Annotated in this window: 16 protein-coding genes and 2 pseudogenes; 4 read left to right on the top strand and 14 right to left on the bottom strand. The window is 70.9% G+C overall.

Annotated elements, in window-relative coordinates; translation table 11 throughout:
* Position 1: 1 nt before the first annotated feature.
* From J4H86_RS07120 to J4H86_RS07145, 7 genes and pseudogenes are all read right to left on the bottom strand, one after another.
* Positions 2–484, bottom strand: coding sequence for a RidA family protein (locus J4H86_RS07120; RefSeq protein WP_236542717.1), 483 nt, complete (start codon positions 482–484; stop codon positions 2–4).
* Positions 481–1,419: an NAD-dependent epimerase/dehydratase family protein gene (locus J4H86_RS07125; protein ID WP_236542718.1), complete on the bottom strand. Its 939-nt coding sequence runs from the start codon at positions 1,417–1,419 to the stop codon at positions 481–483. Before J4H86_RS07125 ends, J4H86_RS07120 begins: the two co-directional genes overlap by 4 nt.
* Complete coding sequence (locus tag J4H86_RS07130) at positions 1,416–2,546, bottom strand: mandelate racemase/muconate lactonizing enzyme family protein (protein WP_236542719.1); 1,131 nt, start codon at positions 2,544–2,546, stop codon at positions 1,416–1,418. The genes J4H86_RS07125 and J4H86_RS07130 overlap by 4 nt, the downstream gene beginning before the upstream one ends.
* On the bottom strand, positions 2,543–3,319 hold the full coding sequence (locus J4H86_RS27375) for a thiamine pyrophosphate-dependent enzyme (protein WP_330932497.1): 777 nt from the start codon (positions 3,317–3,319) through the stop codon (positions 2,543–2,545). Before J4H86_RS27375 ends, J4H86_RS07130 begins: the two co-directional genes overlap by 4 nt.
* An 83-nt stretch (positions 3,320–3,402) precedes the next feature.
* Positions 3,403–4,188: pseudogene (locus J4H86_RS27380) on the bottom strand (thiamine pyrophosphate-binding protein); the annotation flags it as partial.
* Positions 4,185–4,883, bottom strand: a complete 699-nt coding sequence (locus J4H86_RS07140) for a GntR family transcriptional regulator (RefSeq protein WP_236542720.1) — start codon at positions 4,881–4,883, stop codon at positions 4,185–4,187. The gene J4H86_RS07140 and the pseudogene J4H86_RS27380, both read right to left, overlap by 4 nt.
* 246 nt (positions 4,884–5,129) lie before the next feature.
* Positions 5,130–6,698 carry an SLC13 family permease gene (locus J4H86_RS07145; protein WP_236542721.1) on the bottom strand — a complete coding sequence of 523 codons (1,569 nt, stop codon included), beginning with the start codon at positions 6,696–6,698 and terminating at the stop codon, positions 5,130–5,132.
* Positions 6,699–7,017: 319 nt separating this feature from the next.
* Here J4H86_RS07145 and J4H86_RS07150 point away from each other — a divergent pair, with 319 nt between their 5' ends.
* Entirely contained in the window at positions 7,018–7,959 is a 942-nt protein-coding gene (locus J4H86_RS07150) for a TAXI family TRAP transporter solute-binding subunit (RefSeq protein ID WP_236542722.1), read from the top strand.
* 9 nt (positions 7,960–7,968) lie between these two features.
* Here J4H86_RS07150 and J4H86_RS07155 read toward each other — a convergent pair whose 3' ends face one another.
* Both J4H86_RS07155 and J4H86_RS07160 read right to left on the bottom strand, forming a co-directional pair.
* Positions 7,969–9,342 carry a sensor histidine kinase gene (locus J4H86_RS07155; protein WP_236542723.1) on the bottom strand — a complete coding sequence of 458 codons (1,374 nt, stop codon included), beginning with the start codon at positions 9,340–9,342 and terminating at the stop codon, positions 7,969–7,971.
* A gap of 3 nt (positions 9,343–9,345) precedes the next feature.
* Positions 9,346–10,014, bottom strand: a complete 669-nt coding sequence (locus J4H86_RS07160; RefSeq protein WP_236542724.1) for a response regulator transcription factor — start codon at positions 10,012–10,014, stop codon at positions 9,346–9,348.
* Positions 10,015–10,159: 145 nt separating this feature from the next.
* Between J4H86_RS07160 and J4H86_RS07165 the strand changes: the two genes are divergently transcribed.
* Positions 10,160–10,636 carry an HIT family protein gene (locus J4H86_RS07165; protein ID WP_236542725.1) on the top strand — a complete coding sequence of 159 codons (477 nt, stop codon included), beginning with the start codon at positions 10,160–10,162 and terminating at the stop codon, positions 10,634–10,636.
* Between the two features lie 11 nt (positions 10,637–10,647).
* Here J4H86_RS07165 and J4H86_RS07170 read toward each other — a convergent pair whose 3' ends face one another.
* Positions 10,648–12,126 carry an aldehyde dehydrogenase family protein gene (locus tag J4H86_RS07170; RefSeq protein ID WP_236542726.1) on the bottom strand — a complete coding sequence of 493 codons (1,479 nt, stop codon included), beginning with the start codon at positions 12,124–12,126 and terminating at the stop codon, positions 10,648–10,650.
* A gap of 43 nt (positions 12,127–12,169) precedes the next feature.
* Positions 12,170–13,417 carry a phosphonoacetate hydrolase gene (gene phnA / locus J4H86_RS07175; protein WP_236542727.1) on the bottom strand — a complete coding sequence of 416 codons (1,248 nt, stop codon included), beginning with the start codon at positions 13,415–13,417 and terminating at the stop codon, positions 12,170–12,172.
* A 461-nt stretch (positions 13,418–13,878) separates the two neighbouring features.
* Between phnA and J4H86_RS07180 the strand changes: the two genes are divergently transcribed.
* Complete coding sequence (locus tag J4H86_RS07180; protein WP_236542728.1) at positions 13,879–14,961, top strand: zinc-binding dehydrogenase; 1,083 nt, start codon at positions 13,879–13,881, stop codon at positions 14,959–14,961.
* A 95-nt stretch (positions 14,962–15,056) separates the two neighbouring features.
* Positions 15,057–15,782, top strand: coding sequence for a creatininase family protein (locus tag J4H86_RS07185; protein ID WP_236542729.1), 726 nt, complete (start codon positions 15,057–15,059; stop codon positions 15,780–15,782).
* Positions 15,783–15,851: 69 nt separating this feature from the next.
* Here J4H86_RS07185 and J4H86_RS07190 read toward each other — a convergent pair.
* The 3 genes and pseudogenes from J4H86_RS07190 to J4H86_RS07200 all read right to left on the bottom strand — a co-directional run.
* Positions 15,852–16,685: pseudogene (locus tag J4H86_RS07190) on the bottom strand (lysylphosphatidylglycerol synthase transmembrane domain-containing protein); the annotation flags it as partial.
* Positions 16,686–17,978: 1,293 nt separating this feature from the next.
* A complete protein-coding gene (locus J4H86_RS07195) occupies positions 17,979–18,821 on the bottom strand; it encodes a class I SAM-dependent methyltransferase (protein WP_236542730.1) in 843 nt (280 codons plus the stop codon).
* Complete coding sequence (locus J4H86_RS07200) at positions 18,818–19,861, bottom strand: glycosyltransferase family 4 protein (protein WP_236542731.1); 1,044 nt, start codon at positions 19,859–19,861, stop codon at positions 18,818–18,820. Before J4H86_RS07200 ends, J4H86_RS07195 begins: the two co-directional genes overlap by 4 nt.
* Positions 19,862–19,869 lie beyond the last annotated feature (8 nt).

Genomic DNA, 19,869 nt, shown 5'->3' on the forward strand with positions numbered 1-19,869 from the left:
GTTAGATCCGCCGAGTGGTGAAGATGAACTCGATCTCGACCGGGGCCCGACGCGGCAGGGACTGCACCCCGACCGCTGAGCGGGCATGGCGACCGGCGTCGCCGAAGACCTCCCCGAGGAGGTGGCTGGCGGCGTCCAGGACCGCGGGTTGTTCGTGGAAGTCAGGGGTGGAGGCGACGAAGCCGGTCACGCGCAGGACACGGAGCACGTTGTCGATCCCGCCCGCGGCCTCCGCCGCGCAGGCGATGCCCTGGAGCGTGCAGACCCGCGCGGCCCGCTGCGCGAGCGCGACGTCGACGTCGTCTCCGCAGCGGCCCGTGATCCGGACCTCGCCATCCTCCTTCGGGAGTTGACCGGCGACGTAGATGACGTGGCCGTCGCGCACCGCAGGGCGGTAGTCGAACGAGGGCGCCGCGGGTTCCGGGAGCGTCAGCCCGGCCCGGGCGAGGCGATGGGACGGGAGGTCGGCGTAGGTGTCGCTCACTGGGAGTTCCTCCTGTTCGTCGCGTCGACGCCGTGCAGGTAGTCGGCCGCGCTGAGCGTGATGTCCGAGAGTTGGGGAGCCCATCCCGTGTCGTCACGGATCCGCGCGTCATCGGTGGCGGGCAGGTCGGGCGCGCCGTCCGGGGTGAAGGCCACCCGGACCCCGTCGGGACGACCTGCGGCCGCCAGCAGCGCGTCGGCGATGTCCGCGAGGGAACCGCGGTGACCGACCACGTGATAGGCAGCCGCGACGGTCTCGGCCCGGAGCAGGGCGACGACGGCCTCGGCCGCGTCGCGGACGTGGATCCAGTCGGCGTCGCCCTCCCACACCGTGACCTCCGCTGGGTCGCCGGCACGCAGAGCGCGTCGCAGCCTGACGAGTGGTTCCTGGCTCCCGCCGTACCACCGCCCCGGCCCGTAGACCATCGGCAGTCTGAGTGCGACGACGTCGACGCCCAGGCGGGCCGCCAGAAGCGGGCCGAGGAACTCACACGCGGCCTTGGTCGCCCCGTAGGTCATGGTGGGCCGCAGGGCGGCCGACTCGTCGACGACGGCCGGGTACTGGTCGGCCGTTCCGTAGACGGTCGTGGACGACGACCACACCACGCGGCGGGCGCCGTTGCGGGCCGCGGCCTCGACCACACGGACGAACCCCTCGACGTTGGTGCGTACCGCGGCGGCCGGGTCGAGGTCGGCTCCGGCGACGAGGCCACGGTCCCCGGACCCCGCCGCCGCCAGGTGTACGACCGCGTCAAGCGGCCCCGCCGCGGCGAAAGCGGCGTCCATCCCCTCGCTGTCGCCGACGTCCACCGCGGTGACGTCGGGGGCGGCGTGCAGGTCCGTGGCCAGGACGTCGATCCCGGCACCGCGGAGGGCGGTCCGTACGGCCGCTCCGAGGAATCCGGTCGCTCCGGTCACCGCCACGACGCGTGTCATGTGTCCTCCCGAAGGAACTCGACGGCTCGCTCGTCCACCTCGACACCAAGCCCCGGCCCCGTCGGCACGTCGATGCGGCCGTCCGTTGGGCGGAAGGGGCTGGTCAGCAGGCGCTCGCGGAGCGCGTTGTCGCCCCGGTCCAACTCCAGCCACAGCGGGTCCGGGGCGTGGTCGGTGTGCGGAGTGTCGGGAACCGACGCGAGGAGCTGCACTGTGGCGGCGAGCGCCACGCCCCCGCCCCACACGTGGGGGGAAACACGCACACCCCACGTCCGCGCCAGCTCACAGATCGCCTTCGCCTCGAACAGGCCACCGACCTTGGTGACGTCCGGTTGGACGAGGTCCACGAGTCGTTCGGCGACCAGGCGCCGGAACGGGGCGCGGGTGTACAGGGCCTCACCGGTCGCCAGTGGAACACCCAGCGCGCGGAGCAGTGGGAGACCGTCGACGTCGTCGGGCGCGAGTGGCTCCTCTAGCCAGGTCATGTCCGTCTCGGCCATGGCCTCGGCCGAGGCCCGCGCCTGGTCGGCGGTGTAGTTGCCGTTCAGGTCCACCATCAGGGCGCCGTCGCCCAGGACGGCGCGGGCCGCCCGCGCGCGTTCACGGTCCTCGACGACACCGAACCCGCACTTGATCTTCGCGCCGCGCATGCCGTCGACGGCGTCGGCGAGCTCCGCGGCGAAGAGGTCGAGGTCGCGGTCACGTCGGGCGTATCCGGCGGACGCGTAGGGAACGACGTGGTCCCGCGCCTGACCGCCGAGGAGTGTCGCGACTCCGACGCCGAGCTGACGGCCGAGCACGTCCCACAGGGCGATCTCGATCCCGGACACCGCGGCGGCGTGCAGTCCGCCGCCCCGGTGGTAGTGCTGCTGCAGTTGAGCGGTGACGAAGGGGACGGGTGCGGTCACGGCGACGCCGGGAAGCGGGGCGGCGATCTCCCTGACGAGGGGAACCATGGCGGTGGTCGGTCCGAAGGACTCCCCCCACCCGACGACGCCGTCGTCGGTCTCCACCCGCACGAGCGTGGTCTGTCGGGCCGGGACGAGTCCCCGCGCGGACCCGTAGGGCGCGTCGTGAAGGGGGTGGCTCAGGGGGATCGCCTCGACCGCACGGATCCGGGAGGTCATCGCGTCCCCCCGTCCATCGCACTGAGCGAACGGCCGGGAGCGATGACGTCGGGATCGGTCCGGACGACCAGGACCGCGGGCCCCTCCGCTCCCATCAGCTCGGCGGCGGCCGCCGGGAGGTCGGCCTCGTCGTCCACGGTGGCGGCCTTCGCGCCCAATGACCGGGACAGGCTCTCGATGTCGACCGGCTCGATGTCACAGGCGCTGACGGAGCGACCACTGGACGCCTGGTGCATGGCGATGGTTCCGTACAGGCCGTTCTGCAGGACGAGGATCTTCACGTCGGCCCCGACGCGGACGGCCGTCTCGATCTCCGTCGCCGTCATCAGGAACCCTCCGTCGCCGGCGACCCCGAGCACGGGGATGCCGGGCCGGGCGAGCGCGGCACCGATCGCGCCCGGTACGGCGTAGCCCATGGCGCCGGAGATCGGCGCGGCCTGGGTCCGTGGGTGGCGGAACATCCACTGTCGGTGCAGGAAGACCGAGAAGTTTCCGGCGTCGTTGGTGACGATGGTCTCCTCCGGCGCGACGGCGCGCACCGCCTCGATCGCCCGACCGGGGTGAAGTCGGCCGTCGCCGTCAGGAGCGGCCGACGCCCCGGCGACCCGCAGGTATCTGTCGTGTCCGTCCCGCCACCAGGGATCATCGGTGGAGGGGTTCGCCACGTCGACCAGTTCCAGGAGCTGTCGGGCCAGGACGAGGGGATCGGCGGTGAGTGCCAGGTCGGCACGCTGGTGGACGCCGAGCACGGCGGGATCCGGGTGGACGTGCACGACCCGCGCCGAGGCGGAGGGGAGCGTGAATCCCTGTGCCGTCGTCCGTCGAGCCGCTCCCCCAACACCAGCACCAGGTCGGCCTCGCGGAGAGAGGTCAGGGTCTCGGGCGGCGTTCCAAGGGTGAGGTGCCCGAGGAAGTGGGGGTCGTCGTTGGGAAAGCTGTCCTGCCGGCGGAACGCGGAGTAGACGCCGGTTCCGTACCGGTCGGCGAGCTCCCGCACGACGGCCGGGTCACCGCCTTGACCGGTGATGACGACCGGTCGGCGCGCCGCGGCGAGCCACTGGGCCAACTTCCGCGCGTCCTCGGGGCGTGCGGCGGGGCGTGGCGGGGTGAGCAGCGGGGACTGCCGGGGGCACTGCCCTTCGAGGGTGTCCGCGGGGAAGGCGACGACGGCGGGACCGCCGCGTCCGGTGGTCGCGCGGACGAGCGCCCGCGCCACGGTCTCCGCGGCGCGGTCACTGCGGTGGAGCGTCGTGCCCCACACGGTGACCTCGCGGAGGAAGGCGGGGAGGTCGACCTCCTGGAATCCCTCGTTGCCGAGGTGCGGTGTGTCGACCTGTCCGACGAAGGCAAGCAGAGGGGTGCTGTCCTGCCGCGCCGTGTGCAGCCCGATGGCGAGGTTCGCGGCCCCCACGCCACGGGTGGCCATGACGACGGCCGGGGCGTCGGACAGCTTGCCGTCGGCCTCGGCCATGAACGCCGCGCCTGACTCGTGGCGGGTGGAGATCACGCGCAGGTCGGGGTGTCGGTGGAAGGACTCGAGCAGCGGGAGGAAGCTCTCCCCGGGGACGGTGTACACGCGGCGGACACCCGACTCGACGAGCAGGTCCGCGATGGCGTCGGCGACGGGAACTGTGGTGCTCATCGGACCCCCGCGTCCTGGTCGGTCTCGAGGTCGCTGCGCAGTCGGGTCAGCACCCCGTCGATGTGGGACGTGACGTGCTCCGTCACCTCGGTGTCGTCGCCCCGCGTGATCGCGTCGAGGATCCGACGGTGTTCCTCGTTGGAACGACGGGCCTCCATCGGCGGTCGCCCCTGAAAGTGCCGGGCGATCTGGACGTGGGCGTGCAGGGAGTCGAAGGCGTGGACGAGGAACCGGTTTCCGGACGTTTCGACGATGCGCCGGTGGAACTCCGCGTCCGCGGCGTTGAACGCCTTGACGTCGAGGTTCTCCGCCCGCGCCAGCTCGTCCATGGTGTCGACCACCCGTCGGAGCGCGGAGAGGGTGTCGCGGGTGCCGGTCGTCACGGCCTGCTTCGCCGCGGCGCACTCGAGCACCTCGCGTGCCCGCAACAGTTGGGCGAGGTCGTCATAGCTGAGGAGTTCGCTGACTCTGAAGCCTCGGTAGGGCTCCACGGTGACGAGGCCTTCCGCGGAGAGGCGGTTGAGGGCCTCCCGCACCGGAGTCGGGCTCACGTCGAACTCCTTGCTGAGCCCGTGGATCTGCAGCGGGGCCTCTGGCTTGAGCTCAAGGTCCATGATCTGGGCGCGCAGCAGGCTCGCCACCCGGTCCGTCATGGCGTTGCGTACCGGCTGCGCCGTCCTTGCCGATCGAATCATGGAAAATATATAAACTACGATTTCCTGTGAGTCAATGCACAGACCGTGGTCAACCGGGTCACAACCGGAGTCGGCCGGAGCCGCCGACGCTCTGGAACCGCGACGGACACACGCTTCCAGGCCGCTGCGGGGCAGGGTGGAACCGCGGAAAATTCACCGGAAATCGGCACCGGCCACGACCAGGAAAAACACGAAGGCCGCCCCGCGGGATCACGGCGGGGCGGCCTTCGTCCTCGGCTCGGCTCGCTAGAACACGTCCACGCCGAGGGTCCAACTGAACAGCGCGTACATCGCGAACATGATCATGGCGAGCGCCGCGAAGTTGAACCACACGCCGGCTCGGAGCATCTCGGTGATCTTCACGTAGCCCGAGCCGAACGCGATGGCGTTCGGCGGGGTCGCCACGGGAAGCATGAACGACATGGAGGCGGCCAGCGTGGCCGGAATGACCAGGGCCAGGACGTCGACGTCCATGCCGACGGCGATACCGCCCATGATCGGGAGGAACGTCGCGGCGGTCGCGGTGTTGCTGGTCAGCTCGGTCAGACAGAGCACGAGCACCAGGACCGCCAGGATGAGCGCCCAGATGGGCACACCGTCGAGGATGGCGACCCGCCCGCCGATCCACTCGCTGAGCCCGGTGGCGGTGAACTGGCTGGAGATCGCGATCCCGCCGCCGAACAGCAGCAGGATCCCCCAGGGAAGCTTGAGCGCGGAGTCCCAGTCGAGGAGGCGTTCGGTCCGGCTCACCGGGATGATGAAGAGAAGGACGGCGACCATCATCGCGACCAGGGCGTCGGAGACGCTCTCCAGCCAGGGGGCCGCCGCGGCGATGGTGGCGTTCTTCGCGAGCATCGGAGCGACGATCCAGGAGAAGGCCGCGAAACCGAAGACCGCGAGGACCAGCTTCTCGCCACGCTTCATCGGCCCCATGGCGGCGAGCTCGGACCGAATGAGTTCCTGGGCGCCCTCGAGCCGCTTGGTCGCGGGCGGGAAGATCACCTTGGCGAGCAGGAACCAGGCGAGGACGAGGAAGATGATGGCGAGCGGAACGCCCGCCATCATCCACTCACCGAAGCCGATATGGATGTCGTGGGTCTCGGCGAGGTAGCCGGCCATCATGACGTTCGGTGGCGTGCCGATCAGGGTGGAGACGGAGCCGATGGACGCGGAATAGGCGATCGCCAGCATGAGGGCGGTCGCGAAGTTCGTGTCGGTCTTCCCGGCACGGAGCTGGGTGACGAGGCCGATCACCGACAGACCGACCGGCAGCATCATCACCGCGGTCGCCGTGTTGGACACCCACATGCCGATGACGAACGTCGCGGCCATGAAACCGGCGATGAGGCCGACGGTGTTGGACCCGACCCTCGAGACGATCACCAGCGCGATGCGACGGTGCAGGTCCCACTTCTGCATCGCGAGGGCGAGCATGAAACCGCCCATGAACAGGAAGGTGACGTCGGACCCGTAGGAGGGAGAGATGTCGGCGACGCCCACTCCGTCGATCAGCAGCGGGAAAAGCACCAACGGCAACAGTGATGTGGCCGGGATCGGGATGGGCTGGGTCGCCCACCAGATCGCGACCCACGCGGTGATTCCCGCGGCGATGCCACCGTTGACGGACATGACCTGCCCGGTCTCGCCCTCTTCGAGCGGGAGCGGCATCTCGGGCAGCACCAGGTAGAGCAGCAGACCGACGAGCGGGCCGGCGACGAAGCCGATCACGCGCGCCAGGGTGGTGTGCTCCGCGCCGGTCTCTTGGCTCCGCTCCGGTTCCTTGCCTGTCGTGGTGTCGGCGGTGCCCAACGCCATTGGTCTCCTCCTGGGGGTGGGAGCCGCCGGTGGGCGGCCCGTGCACCGCGCACGAGATCCCCTCGCCATGGAGCGGATCCGTCGTCACGGCACGTCTTTTCCGGGAACACGGCTCTCGGTCACACAGCTCTCGCGTTCCTCCCGCGGTGAAGCCTGCGACCGCCACAGAGATGGTGTGGATTACGGAGGGGTGTGTGCAACGCAATGCTCGAAGAGTTGGGATTCCTCGAAGGTTTCGCCACGTTCCGTGGAACGGGCGAGACGCAGCGTGCCGAAAGCCGCGCCGTGAGTCCTGACGGCGTGCGCCTAGGCTGCGGTTATGCAGTGGACACCGGGGCGGAGGACCGCCCTGCTCACCCTGGCGGGGGCGGCGACCGCCGCGATCACGGGCTGCGCGCGGGCCCCGGAGGGAGCGGTCGATCGGCTCGTCGTGGCGACGGGACCCCCCGGCGCGGTCTACCGGGAGATCGGTAGCGAACTCGCGGCGCTACTCGACGAGCACCTCGACGAGATCGAGGTGGTCACCATGGAGACCCGTGCCTCACACGACAACCTCTTCCTCCTCGCGGACGGTGAGGCTCACCTCGGACTGGCCAACCTCGACTCCATCCTGTCGGCGGGAGTCGCCGACGGCGACGACGTGTTCGCCGTCGGACGCCTCTACGACAGCTTCGTCCACCTCGTCGTGCCCGGGGACTCCCCCGTCCGGTCGCTGACGGACCTCGACGGCCGACGGGTTTCGGTGGGGGCGGTGAACTCGGGGACCGAGTTCACCGCCGCGCAGCTCATCGGGGAGATCGGTTTGGACGTCGAGGAGCGTCGGTTGGACCAGGCGGCCTCGGCCGCGGCCCTCACCTCAGGGGACATCGACGCGATGTTCTCCCTCACGGGTCTGCCGACGCCCGCCGTGGCCACCGCGGCGGAGGAAGGGCGGATCCGGCTGATCGACCTCTCCGCGGCGGCCGACGCCTTGGCCGACGTCTCCCCGGAGGCCTACTTTCCGGCGAGCATCCCCGCGACCACCTACGACGGTGTGCCCGCCTGTCCCACCGTGTCGGTACCCAATCTGCTGCTGTGCGGCGCCGCCCTGCCCGACTCGCTCGTGCGAGTCGTGACCGGCACCCTGTACGCGGGTGTGGACCGCCTGTCCGCCCAGCGGCCCGAGGCGGCGCAGATCAACGTCCGAACCGGGATCTCCACCGGGATCGTGCCGCTGCACCCGGGGGCGTCGCAGTGGTACCGGGACCAGAAGCCCGCGTGAGCGAACGCCCTACGTGGCGAGGGGGAGTTCGATGGAGACCCCGAACCCCGGCCGCCCGTCGTCCGCCAAACCCTCCCCCAGGGTGATCTGGCCGTTGGCTCCGCGAACCAGGTCCGCGGCGATCGCGAGGCCCATTCCGCTCCCCTCCGTGTTTTGGTGGTGGGCGGAACGCCAGAAGCGCTCCAGTGCGGCCTGCCGGTGTTCCGGCGCCAGTCCGGTGCCGTTGTCCAGCACCCGAATGTGGACGGGGTCGCCGACCTCGACCCGGACCTCCACCCGGTCGCCTCCGGACAGTCGGAGGGCGTTGCTGACCAGCTCGTCGAGGATGCTGCCCAGTCCTCCGGCGGGGGCGACGACGGAGACCCCGGTGGGAACGGTCGTGGACACGTCGACGCCGCGGGCCTCGCCCAGGGCGCGCCACCGGTCGGCCCTGGTCGCCACCACTTCGGCGACCTCGACCGTCTCGGTCCCGGTGAGGCTCTCCAGCCGCGTGGCGGCGAGCAACGAGTTCAGCATGCGGTGCATCGCCGTCGCCTCCTCGACCGCCACGGCGTGGGCGTCGCGCGACTCCCGTGTCGACAGGTAGGGGGCGAGGTTCTCCACCGCGAGGCGCAGGCTGGCCAGTGGGTTGCGTAGCTGGTGGGACGCCTCGGAGACGAACGCTCGTTGCCGTTCCAGGGCGGTGCGCACCACGTCCACCATCGTGTTGAAGGAGTTGGTGAGGCGCCGCAGTTCCGGCGGTCCCCGCTCCGCGTCCACCCGGACGTCCAGGTCCCCCGAGGCGACCGCCTCCGTGGCGGCGTCCAGGCCGCGGATGGGGTGGAGCACCCAACGCGACAGAGGGAGTCCGGCGAAGACCAGGAGCGCCAGCGGGATGAGGCTGGCCAGCGCCAGCCACCCCCAGGCCCTGAGCACGTCGCGGCCCAGGTCCTGTGTCGGTGCGATGAGGACGACCGCACCGACGACCTCACTGTCGCGCCCGATGGGGTCGGCGATGACCAGGGGAGCGTCCGACCACGGCCAGACCGTGGACGGCGGGGCGGGTCGCTCCCCCGCCAGGGCCGTGGTCACGTCGGTCGCGAGCAGGGCGCCGTCGACGTCGCCCCGACCGGAGCCGGCGACGACGTCACCGTCCGGCGCGACCACGACCGCGGGGATGTCGTACAAGTCCTCGTAGCGGCCCATCTCCTGGTCGAGCGCGTCCTGGCGGTCGGTCTCCAGCGCCGTTCGGGCCAGTGAGGCGAACCGGCCGGCGTCGCCGAGCCGGTCGACGTACATCTCCTGGGTCCGTTGCTGGGCCACCATCGCTCCCATCGGGACGAAGACCGCTGCGACCAGTACGAACGCGACCGGGATGAGGATGCCGAGGAGCCGACGCAGCATGGTCTACCCCCGGTCGAGGACGTAGCCGACACCGCGGACCGTTCGAAAGCGCACCGCGTCGCCGAGTTTGGCCCGCAGCGAGGCCACGTGTGTGTCCAGGGTGCGTGAGGACGCCTCCCAGGCCGCGCCCCACACCTGGTCCAGGATGTGGTCGCGGCCGACCACGGCCGGGGCGCGCTGCACGAGAAGTGCGAGCAGGTCGAACTCCTTGCGGGTGAGTTGGGTGGGCAGGCCGTTGACCCGCGCCTCGCGCGTCGTCGGGTCCAAGGTCAGCGCGCCGAGCCGTACCGAGGGTTCCGCGTCCGGCGTCTCCGCCCGGGCCGCTCGCGTCCGACGCAACACCGCGTCGATCCGGGCCAGCAGCTCCGCCACCCCGAACGGTTTCACCACGTAGTCGTCGGCGCCGGCGCGCAACCCCCGGACCCGCTCGCGTTCCTCCCCGCGCGCGGTCACCGCGATGATCGCGGTCTGTGGTCGCTCCCGGAGTCTGCGCAGCAGGTCGATCCCGTCGGCGTCCGGCAACCCGAGGTCGAGCAGCACCACGTCGGCCGGAGGGGCGTTCAGGGCACGCTCGGCCGTTGCGGCCCGCTGCACGTCGAACGACGCCGCCGTCAGAGCGGTGACCAGGCCCCGCGCCACCCGGTCGTCGTCCTCCACCACGAGAATGCGCATGTCATGCAATGGTAGGCGCCGCGCGTGCCGCACCGATGACGCGTGGACGATGGGCCGGCCGACCAGGATTCCTGGAGCGCCGGGCGGGAATCGGCACAAGTGAGCCCCAATCGTGAGAGGCCGAGGTGCGATGCGACGTCATCCCATGGATCTTCCGGCGTACGAGGCACGTGCTCGCCACGGGCCGTGCTTCGTCTGCTCCTTCGTGGCCGGTGACCCGGAGTACCGGCATGAGACCGTCCACGAGGACGAGTCGCACGTCGCCTTCCTCGATCGCTGGCCGACGGTTCCGGGGAAAGTCCTGGTCGCCCCCAAGGCACACGTCGAGCACGTCGTCCGCGACCTCGAGGAGTCGGCGTACCTGGAGTTGATGTCGTTCGTCCGGACGGTGGCTCTGGCCGTCGAACGGGTGATGGGCCCCGAACGCACCTACCTGCTCTCCCTCGGGAGTCAACAGGGCAACGCGCACCTGCATTGGCACGTCGCCGGTCTTCCGCCCGGTGTGCCCTACGCGGAGCAACAGTTCCACGCGCTCATGAGCGAGAACGGTGTGCTGTCCGTCCCTGCCGACCACGCCACCGCTCTGGCGGCGCGGCTGCGCGCCGAGGCCGGGGCGGGGTGAGCGCCGATCGATCAGTACGTGACGCAGACAGAGCGCCATTCCGTGTAGAAGTCCCACACCTGGGGCGAGCACTCAGGCGCACCGTGCTGGGACATCTTGGTGCCCCCGTGCGGCAGATGCGCGTAGGACCCGACACCAGGACGATTCACATGGAGCATCCCCGCCTCGAACCACTCAAGAGCCTCGAAAGCCCGACCAATATCGCTGGTGAACAAAGCGCCGGACATCCCGTAGCGCACCCCGTTGGCGACGCGAAGGGCGTCGTCGAAGCCATCGCAGTCGACCACTGACAGGACCGGCCCGAAGACCTCCTCCTGGGCGATCGCGCTCTCCTCGGGCACGTCGAACAGGACTGTGGGCTCGACGTAGTTCCCGGGCGGGTCGATCTCGGCCGCCACTCCGCCGCAGAGCACCCGGGCGCCGGCGGCGCGGGCGGTGTCGATGGCGGTGACGCACTCCTCGCGACGTTGGGCGGTGATCAGCGGGCCGACGTCGGTGGCGTCGTCGGAGCCCGGGCCCACGCGTAGGCGGGTCACACGGTCCCGAAGTCTGTCGAGGAACTCCTCACGCACCGTGGTGTCGACGATCGCGCGGCTGGTGGCACTGCATCGTTGTCCGGCCTGCCCGAACGCCCCGCGCACGATCGCGTCCACCGCCAGATCGAGGTCGGCGTCGGCGAGGACGATCGCCGCGTTCTTACCGCCAAGCTCGAGTTGTGTCCGCAGAAGGCGTCCGGCACCGGCACGCTGGATCGCGGTTCCGACGGCGAGGGACCCGGTGAAGGACACCCCGGCGACGGTGGGGTGTTCCACCAGGGCCTCGCCCGCGGCCCGGTCTCCCTGCACCAGGTTGAGCACGCCGGGGGGCAGGGTGGCCTCGTGGAAGAGGTCGACGAGTCGCGCGGCGGTGAGTGGGGTGAACGGAGACGGTTTGAGGACGGCCGTGCAGCCGGCGAGCAGTGCCGGGGCGACCTTCCACACGGGTATCGCGAGAGGGAAGTTCCATGGGGTGATGAGGGCCGTCACCCCGAGCGCGCGCCGGAACGTGAACGCCAGGGTGCGTGGGTCCTCGGCGGGGGTGGTCACCCCGTTCAGCCGGCGCGCCTCACCGGCGGTGAAGTCCAGGATGGCCAGCGCCCGATCCACCTCGCCCCGCGCCTCGTCTCGTCGTTTCCCCTGCTCTCGCGTGATCGTCTGGGCGAAGTCCTCGCGTCGTTCCCGTAGGGCGTTCTCGACTCGGCGCAGGTATCGGGCTCGCTCGATGGCGCCAAGAGCGCGCCACTCCTCCTGCGCCCGTGCCGCCGCCGTCACCGCGAGTTCGGCGTCCGCGCCACCGGACTCGGCGAACGCGCCGATGACGTCGGTCGGGTCGGCGGGGTTGGTGTTGGTGCGGGTCTGTCCGCTCTCGGGCCGTACCCATCGGCCGTCGAGGTAGTTGCCGTGGATAGGTGTGTGGCCTGGCCTCGTGGACGTCGGGTCCTGTGTCCCCACCGGTCGCTCCTCAGGTTTCAGGGGCTCGTCAGCGCCGTGCGGATCACGCGGGGGAACGCGCGACGTGGTTGAGCGCGAGCCAGTACGCGTCGTAGTTCCGCGGTTCGTGGGTCGGCGGCAGGCGCGTCATTGGCCGGTTCAGGATCAGCGGCACGCGCTGCTCGGTGCGGCCGCCGTGGGATCGCAGTGGTTCGCGGAGTTGGGAGAGGTCATGGCGATCCTCCGCGGTACCGATGACGGTGTCCCGCTCCGCGAGCGCCACGAGCTCCCCGATGCGGTCCGGGGGGAGCTCGAAGGCCGCGGCCGCCTCTGCCCGACCGAGGACCTCGGCGACCCCCGGCGTCGACGCCAGGACCGACCGCGCCGCCGCGACGTCACCCGGCTCGGGAAGATGGATGGTGGCGAACGAACCAAGCGCCCCGTGGTGCACGGTGTAGGGGTCGGTGATGGGGAGGACGACCCTGCTTCGCCCCTCCCCCAGGGCCTCGTCCAAGAGCCGTTGGGCGTAGACCACGTTGGGCCGCCCCTCCGCGTCGGACTTGCGGTTCATCCCGTGGTCCCCCGTCACCACCAACACCACGCCCAGGGCGTCGAGCTCCTGGAGGTAGCCGTCGAGCATGGCGTAGAAGTCGTTGGCGACCGGTGAGCCGGGGGCGTGCTTGTGCTGGATGTAGTCGGTCAACGACAGGTAGACGAGGTCGGGCCGGTCCCGCTCCATGAGCCGGACACCGGCCGCCAGCACGAACTCGCTGAGGTCCGCACTGTAGACCTCCGGCTGGGGCAGGCCGACAAGGTCGAGGACCCGCTCGACACCGTTCTCGGCGAGGCTGGCCCGGGAGGCGTGCTCGGCGGAGAAACACACGCCGTCGCGGAGCCCCGCCCCGAGGAGCCGGCGCAGCTTGTCCTTCGCGGTGACCACGGCCACCCTCGCCCCGACTCGGGAGAACGCGGCGAACAGCGTGGGGCTACGAAGCAGCTCCGGACTGTTCATCATCACCTCCTCTCCTCGCTCGGCGTCATAGAAATAGTTGCCGCAGATCCCGTGGACGGCGGGCGGAGCCCCGGTGGCAATGGAGATGTTGTTGGGGTTGGTGAAGGATGGCATCGCCGACGTGGCCGTCCCCACCGACCCTGCCTCGCTACCGGCGAGCCGCTCCAGATAGGGCATGCGGCCCGCCGCGATCGCTCGTTCGTGGTACGCGGGCTCGCTTCCGTCGACACACACCGCCACGACCGGCGTCTCGGGGAACGGGTACTCCCGTCCCGCGAGCGTCACTGGTTCGCCACCCATCTCCACACCTTCCTGCTCGGAGAGACTCCGTGACCGGACACCGTGTATCCGCGGCGCTCGGGTCACGTTTTCTGTTCTAACAGGACCACCACGAATTGAGCACCCATGGTCGGGCTATGACCGCGATAGCGAAACCCTATGGGCATCGGCGCACATAATCGTTCACTTATGGGCCGCATAGGATTTCGCGGAGTTCCACCATGAACACCTGGATGCTAGAACCGAAGAAGAGGACGAATCCCATGGAACAGGCTGGACACGTCGTGGACACACCGCGGCCATCGTGGCGCCACGCTACGGAAATCCCTCGACGAAATCCTGGACGCGGGCGCTGTCGACACGTTCGGACCCACGTGATCAATTCACGATCGCGCCGGACGTGTGAATGGCGCCACCAACCGGTGGTCGGGAATTCGAATTCCAGGAGCCATGTTTCCCGCTTTCGAGGGAGTTGATCGTTGTTGTCGGGTCGTCAGAACGCACACGCCGCCGTCTGGTACGGACACTCCGACGGTTTCCAGCAGCGCGAGGTCCCGATTCCCGTTCCGGAGTCCCGCGAGGCCGTGGTCCGGGTTCGGGCCGCGACCATCTGTGGCAGCGACCTGCACAGCCTCCGCGGCGACCGGGAGGTTCCCACACCCACGATCCTGGGTCACGAGGCGGTCGGTGAGATCGTCGCGGCGGGGGCGAACGCCACGGCGCACGACGGGCGATCGCTGACCCTTGGCACCCGGGTCACCTGGACCATCGGTACCGCCTGTGGCACCTGCCCCCGGTGTTCCCGTGGCATGGGCCAGAAGTGCGTCGGGGTGCGCAAGTACGGGCACGAGGCGGTCTCGCCGCGCTGGTTCCTCAATGGTGGCCTGGCCACCCACTGCCACCTGCTCCCGGACACCGGCGTCGTCGTGGTGCCGGCGGAGATCCCGGACCTGGTGGCGGCGCCCGCCAACTGCGCGACGAGCACCGTTGCCAACGCGCTGGCCGACGTCCGCAAGGGGGTGGTGCGCGCCGCGGTGGTCCAGGGATGCGGCATGCTCGGACTCACCGCCGTCGCCTGGCTGCACGAGCGCGGCGTGGAGACGATCGTGGCCTGCGACACCGACGAGGACCGCCGCGCGCACGCCGGGAGCTTCGGTGCGACCGCCGCCGTGTCGCCGGACGAGTTGTTCACGACCGTCGCCGACCACACCGGCGGCGAGGGCGCCGACCTCGTGATCGAGCTCTCGGGCAGCTCCGCGGCCGTGGCCGACTCGGTCGCCCTGTTGGCGATCGGAGGCACCCTGCGGCTGGTGGGATCCGTCTCCCCCAGCGCCCCCGTGGCGCTCCACGCGGAGGACATCGTGCGTCGGCTGCTCACCGTTCGCGGTACACACAACTACACGACACACGACCTCGTGCAGGCGGTTGCCTTCCTCGAACGTTCGCACGCCACTTACCCGTTCGCGTCGCTCGTCGGTCCACGGTTTCCCCTCACGGAGATCGACCGCGCGATCGGCCACGCCGAGACGCACCGTCCACCTCGCGTGGCGGTGCTCCCCGGCTGACGCATGTCGGACCCCAGGCGCGGCTGGGGTCGCTTCTCTCCCCACCGACAGCGCTCGCCCTCCGGCCGTCCGGACGCGGCCGCTAGATTGGATGGGTGAACGTGACGCGAGAACCGGGAAGCCGCCCGGCGGGGCCCGAGGTCGCGCTGTTGCCGGTGGGCAGCCAGGAACAACACGGTCCACACCTTCCGCTGGACACCGACACGCTGATCGCCACCACCGTCGCCGAGGAGCTCGCGCGGGCCTATTCCGTTCGTCTGCTGCCCCCGATCGCCTACTCCTGTTCGCACGAGCACGACGCCTGGCCCGGCACGGTGAGCATCTCCGCGACCACGCTGTCCGCGCTCGTCTCCGACATCGCCGCTTCCCTCCGCCGGGCGGGGACGTCACGACTGGTCCTCGTGAACGGCCACGGGGGAAACTACGTCCTGGGCAACGTGGTACAGGAGTCATCCGGCCGCATGGCGCTGTTCCCCGGTGTCGCCGAGTGGGAGGCCGCACGGCGCACGGCCGGGGTGGAGACCTCGGGCGAGGTCGACATGCACGCCGGGGAACTGGAGACGTCACTCCTCCTGCACGCACGCCCCGACGTGGTGGCGCGCGGGTTCGAGGCCCGCGACGAACTCACCGGGGACCGACCGCATCTGCTCACTCGTGGCCTCGCCGCCTACAGCGCCTCCGGAGTCGTCGGGCGTCCCTCACTCGCCTCGGCCAACAAGGGCCGCCTCGTGCTGGGAGACCTGGTCCGGTCCTTCTCCGGCCACCTCACCGCGCTGGGTGTCACATCCCCGGTTCCGGGTGAGCACGCGCCGGAACAGTAGGACACCCAGCCCGGGGAGACTCGCGACGAACGCCAAGGCGCCGTAGGTGACCGCGGTCGCGAACCCGAGCTCCGGGGCGAGACCGACCGCGCCGAAGGCGAGGACCGCCGCGGCCTCCCGCGGCCCCCAGCCGGCGACGTTCACCGGGATCGACATCGCCACCAACGCCAGGACCGCGATCGGCAGCACGAACGACGCCGGGGTCCGCGGGGTGGCCACCCCCGCCGCGACCAGGAACAGCGCGACGTGTCCCCCAATGGCCGCGACCGACAGGAAGAGCACGATGGGGCCGGTACGGCGCCCGAACAGCGCGACGCGCGCGTCGGCCAGGGCGACGCGCGTCTGGTGGCGTGCTCTCCCCCACCACTCCAGGTGGCGTACCGGCGAGCGCACGAGACTGAGAACGAGGAACGTCAGGACGGCGACCGCCGTCGCGCCGAGAGCGAGGGCGGGGAGAGCGCTCGAGGTGAGCTGGGCGAGGGAGAACGGCAGGACGAGCAGGACCGTCGCACCGACCACCAGTAGCACCGCCTGTCCGGCGACCCGCTCCAGCACCACCGCGCGGGCCGCCGGGCCGTACGCCCCGGACTCCCGGCCGTGACACGCCGCCCGGTGCACGTCACCGAGTACTCCGGCCGGCAGTACGGCGTTGAGGAACACGGCACGGTAGTAGTCCGCGACCGCGACCCGCATCGGGAGTGGCACCCCTACCGCGGCCGCGACGACGCGCCACCTCCACGCACACAACACGGTCGTGGCCAGCCCGATCCCCAACGCGGCCACCACGGCCCTCAGGTCCACCGCGGCCAAGGCGGCGACGGCGGCATGTGGTCGGACCTGCCACGCCAACGCCCCGAGTACGGCCAGACCGCCGCCGACCCGAATGACCCGCCGCCACGGCATCGTCACGACACCACCGGGGAAGCGGCTCGCCGCTTCCCGACGACATCCGGCCGGAAGGAGCCTCTCGATCCGCGGTGGAGCGAGCCCACAACACCCACGCCCCCGTCCGTTCCCCGTTCGTTGGGCGGCCACGACCCATCCACGTCCATCGCGCCGACCCGCGCGCCACGGTCCAACGACCGAACACACTCTCGACCCACCCCGCCGCCCGGGAACCCCGAGTACCCCAAGGCGGAGCTGGGCCAGGTCCGTAGCGCTCGGCACACCGCACGGCGCGCTCCACACCACCGTCGAGGCGACGCTCCGCGCCGCCTTCTTACTCGACGGCCGGCGGCGTCACGACTGGTCCACCGCCCTCGCTCGAATGGTGGCGCCGCGAACACCGTCCGGCCACCACTCCCCGGGACCGTCACGGCCTCGTAGTCGATCACAACCTGGTCGTGTTCCTTCCGTGCTGTGTCTCTCTGGAGGCGCTGTCGGGGGCGTTCGGAGCTCGTGACCGTCAGGACGGCGATCGCCGCGTCGATCCTCTCGAACAGCCGACCAGGACGCCCCGCACGGATCGTCCTGCGTGACGACGCCCGAGCCCCCGCTCGGGCGTCGTCACGGAGCCGCCCCCGTAGCGGCGACGCCCTCTCCCTCATCCGAAAACCCGCAAAAACACTTCCCAGCCCCACGGGCCAGGACCGGACGAACAACGTTGCCGCACCGTCGCGCGGCGACCGACTTCGGAGTGCACGAGCAATCCCCGACAGACCGACGCTGGAGAAGCGGATCTCCCTCATGCGTCTCCGATCGCGTCAACCAAGAGAACAGTCATCTTTACGTTGTAGATCAACAAAGGGTTGCCGGAGGACCGCCGCCGGATCGAGGGCTCGGTCCACCAGCGCGCCCCACGCGGTCCTCCTCGACCTGATCCTGGGTTTCGACACTGCTCCGGCCGTGCGGGTGCGGGACCGGTTGGGCGTTCCGGGTTCTCCGCGAGGAATCGGAACGCGTCACACGCCCACGTCCCAGGAGCCGTCCGTCGACCGGTTCCGGGCCTGGTCCCCCACGCGGCAGCGGTACTCCCGCACGAGAGAGGCGCCGTCAGCACGTCGACACCCATTCCGCGCTCGTTCGAGGAACGTCCGCCGACCGCGTCGGTCGGTGCTCTCGCCGACGCGGCGTGGGCTTCGGTCTCTCGGAAGCGGTGACGGTGCCCGGTTCCCCGTCCCGCCACGGGGAACCGCACCACGTCGCCCCGTGGGCCGATGGGGTAGGCCACGGGTATCCGCGTGGGCCGCCCCGGATTCACCCGCGCTCCGTGGGCAGAGCCAGCAGGTCCTCGTGGTCGATCACCGCCCGGAGGGTGCCCTGCCGGATGGCGTGCATTCTCTGGCTGAGGTAGTCGCGACTGGGCGGGATCAGGCGAGGACACTGGTCCAGGGCGGCTCCGACCCAGCCGTGGAGCCACTGCGACAGGAGTATGTGGTCACCGTTTCCCAGATTCCACGGGCTGGGACGGCGGAGGACGGTCAGGCCGTGACCCTGGAGGGCTCGTGCCGCGACGAGCGGCGCGTCAGGGCCAAGGAGGGTGCGTCCCGCGGTGGTGCGTCGTTGGTGGGCGTCGAACGCCGCCGCGAATGTGGAGTCCAGGGCGTGCGGCGGGGTGAGCTCGACCCGGCCGGTCACACTGAGGCTCCACAGCACCGCGCACCGCGCGGCGGCGCAGGCTCGGGCGAGGGCGGCCACCTCCCCGTGGGTCAGCAGGTCGAGCACCGCCGACCCGGTGACGAGAGCGGCGCCGGCGAAGTCCCCGGCCTCCAGCCGCGTGAGGTCGCCGCGCCAGGTCTCCACGGTGACGGGGCTGCCGTCGGCACAGACCGAGGACTCGTCGCCGGGGGCGTCCCGGCTCGCCTCCGCGAGGAGTCGGGGGTCGCTGTCGTGCAGCACCCAGTGCTGTGGTCCGGGCAACCTTCGGGCGAGCCAGCGCCGCATGGACCCCGTGCCAGCGCCGATGTCGTGGATCTCCAGCGGCCCCGAATGTTGGGCGAGGTGGGTGGCGAGGGGCTCCAGCAGGGAGCGGGCCCGCGCAGCGCCGTCGGCCACCTCCCGGGCCGCCAGCCAGTCGGGCGGGAACTCACCCGTACTCACCCCGCACGTGTCCGCTCCAACGCTGCCACCATGCATCGCGCGGTCTCCCCCCATCCGCTCAGCGTGGTCCGCCGCGACGTCGCCGCCCGACGCAGCCGCCGCCGCGTGTCCACTTCTGTCAACCACATCCGCAAGGCGCTGGTCAGCGCGCCGACCTCGCCCGGCGGCACTAGAATCCCCGGAACTCCGCCCTCGGTAACCTCGCCGAGGGTGTTCGGTAGCGCCCCTCCGGTCGTCGTGAGCACCGGAATCGCGCGGGCCAGCGCCTCGGTCACCACCATCGCGTAGGTCTCGGTGTGCGACGGAAGCACTGCGAGATCGGTGTGGTGGTAGATCTCGGCGAGCTCGGTGGCGGACCTCGGACCGAGGAGACGGACCCGATCGGTGAGCGCCGAGCGACGAATCGTGGACCGCAGCGCGTCGGCGAACCGGGCATCGCGCTCGTCCGGTCCGACCAGCAGGCACTCCCAGTCCAGGTCCCGCAGCCGCGCGAGGGCCGCGATCAGCGTGTCCTGCCCCTTTCGTGGGGTCAGCGCGGCGACGCAGACGAGCCGCGTCCCCGTGGTGGTTCCCGCGGCCACGGGGGCAGGATCGGTGCCGGGCGCGGCGACGTGGATCCGGGACTCGGGGAGGAGGTGGCGGGCACGCAGATGCTCCGCCGCCCACTGGCTCGTGGCGACGACCGTCGGCACGGCGCGCAGGACTCGACGCTCGCGAGCGTCACGCCGTCTCGCCTCCTCGGGAGCCAGTCCCGTCTCCTCCGCGAGTGGGAGATGCACCAGCACGGCGATCCGCAGCCGTCTCGTGTGGGGCAGCACGACCCCTGGGGTCCCGCAGGCCACGAGGCCGTCCATCAGGACCGTGGCACCGTCCGCGACGGAGCCGAGCGTCTCGTCGAGTCGGGCCCGCGCGTCGTCGTCCGGACACGGCCAGGGCCCCGCGACCGCCGCCTCCTGGACGCTGAGCCCGCGTCGCCGAAGCTCGTCGCACACCCGCCGGTCGTAGACGTTGCCGCCGCTGGGGAACGAAGGATCGTCCACGTCCAGGG

Origin of the sequence: Spiractinospora alimapuensis, from assembly GCF_018437505.1 — a bacterium.
In the GTDB taxonomy this organism is placed as follows: Bacteria; Actinomycetota; Actinomycetes; order Streptosporangiales; family Streptosporangiaceae; genus Spiractinospora; species Spiractinospora alimapuensis.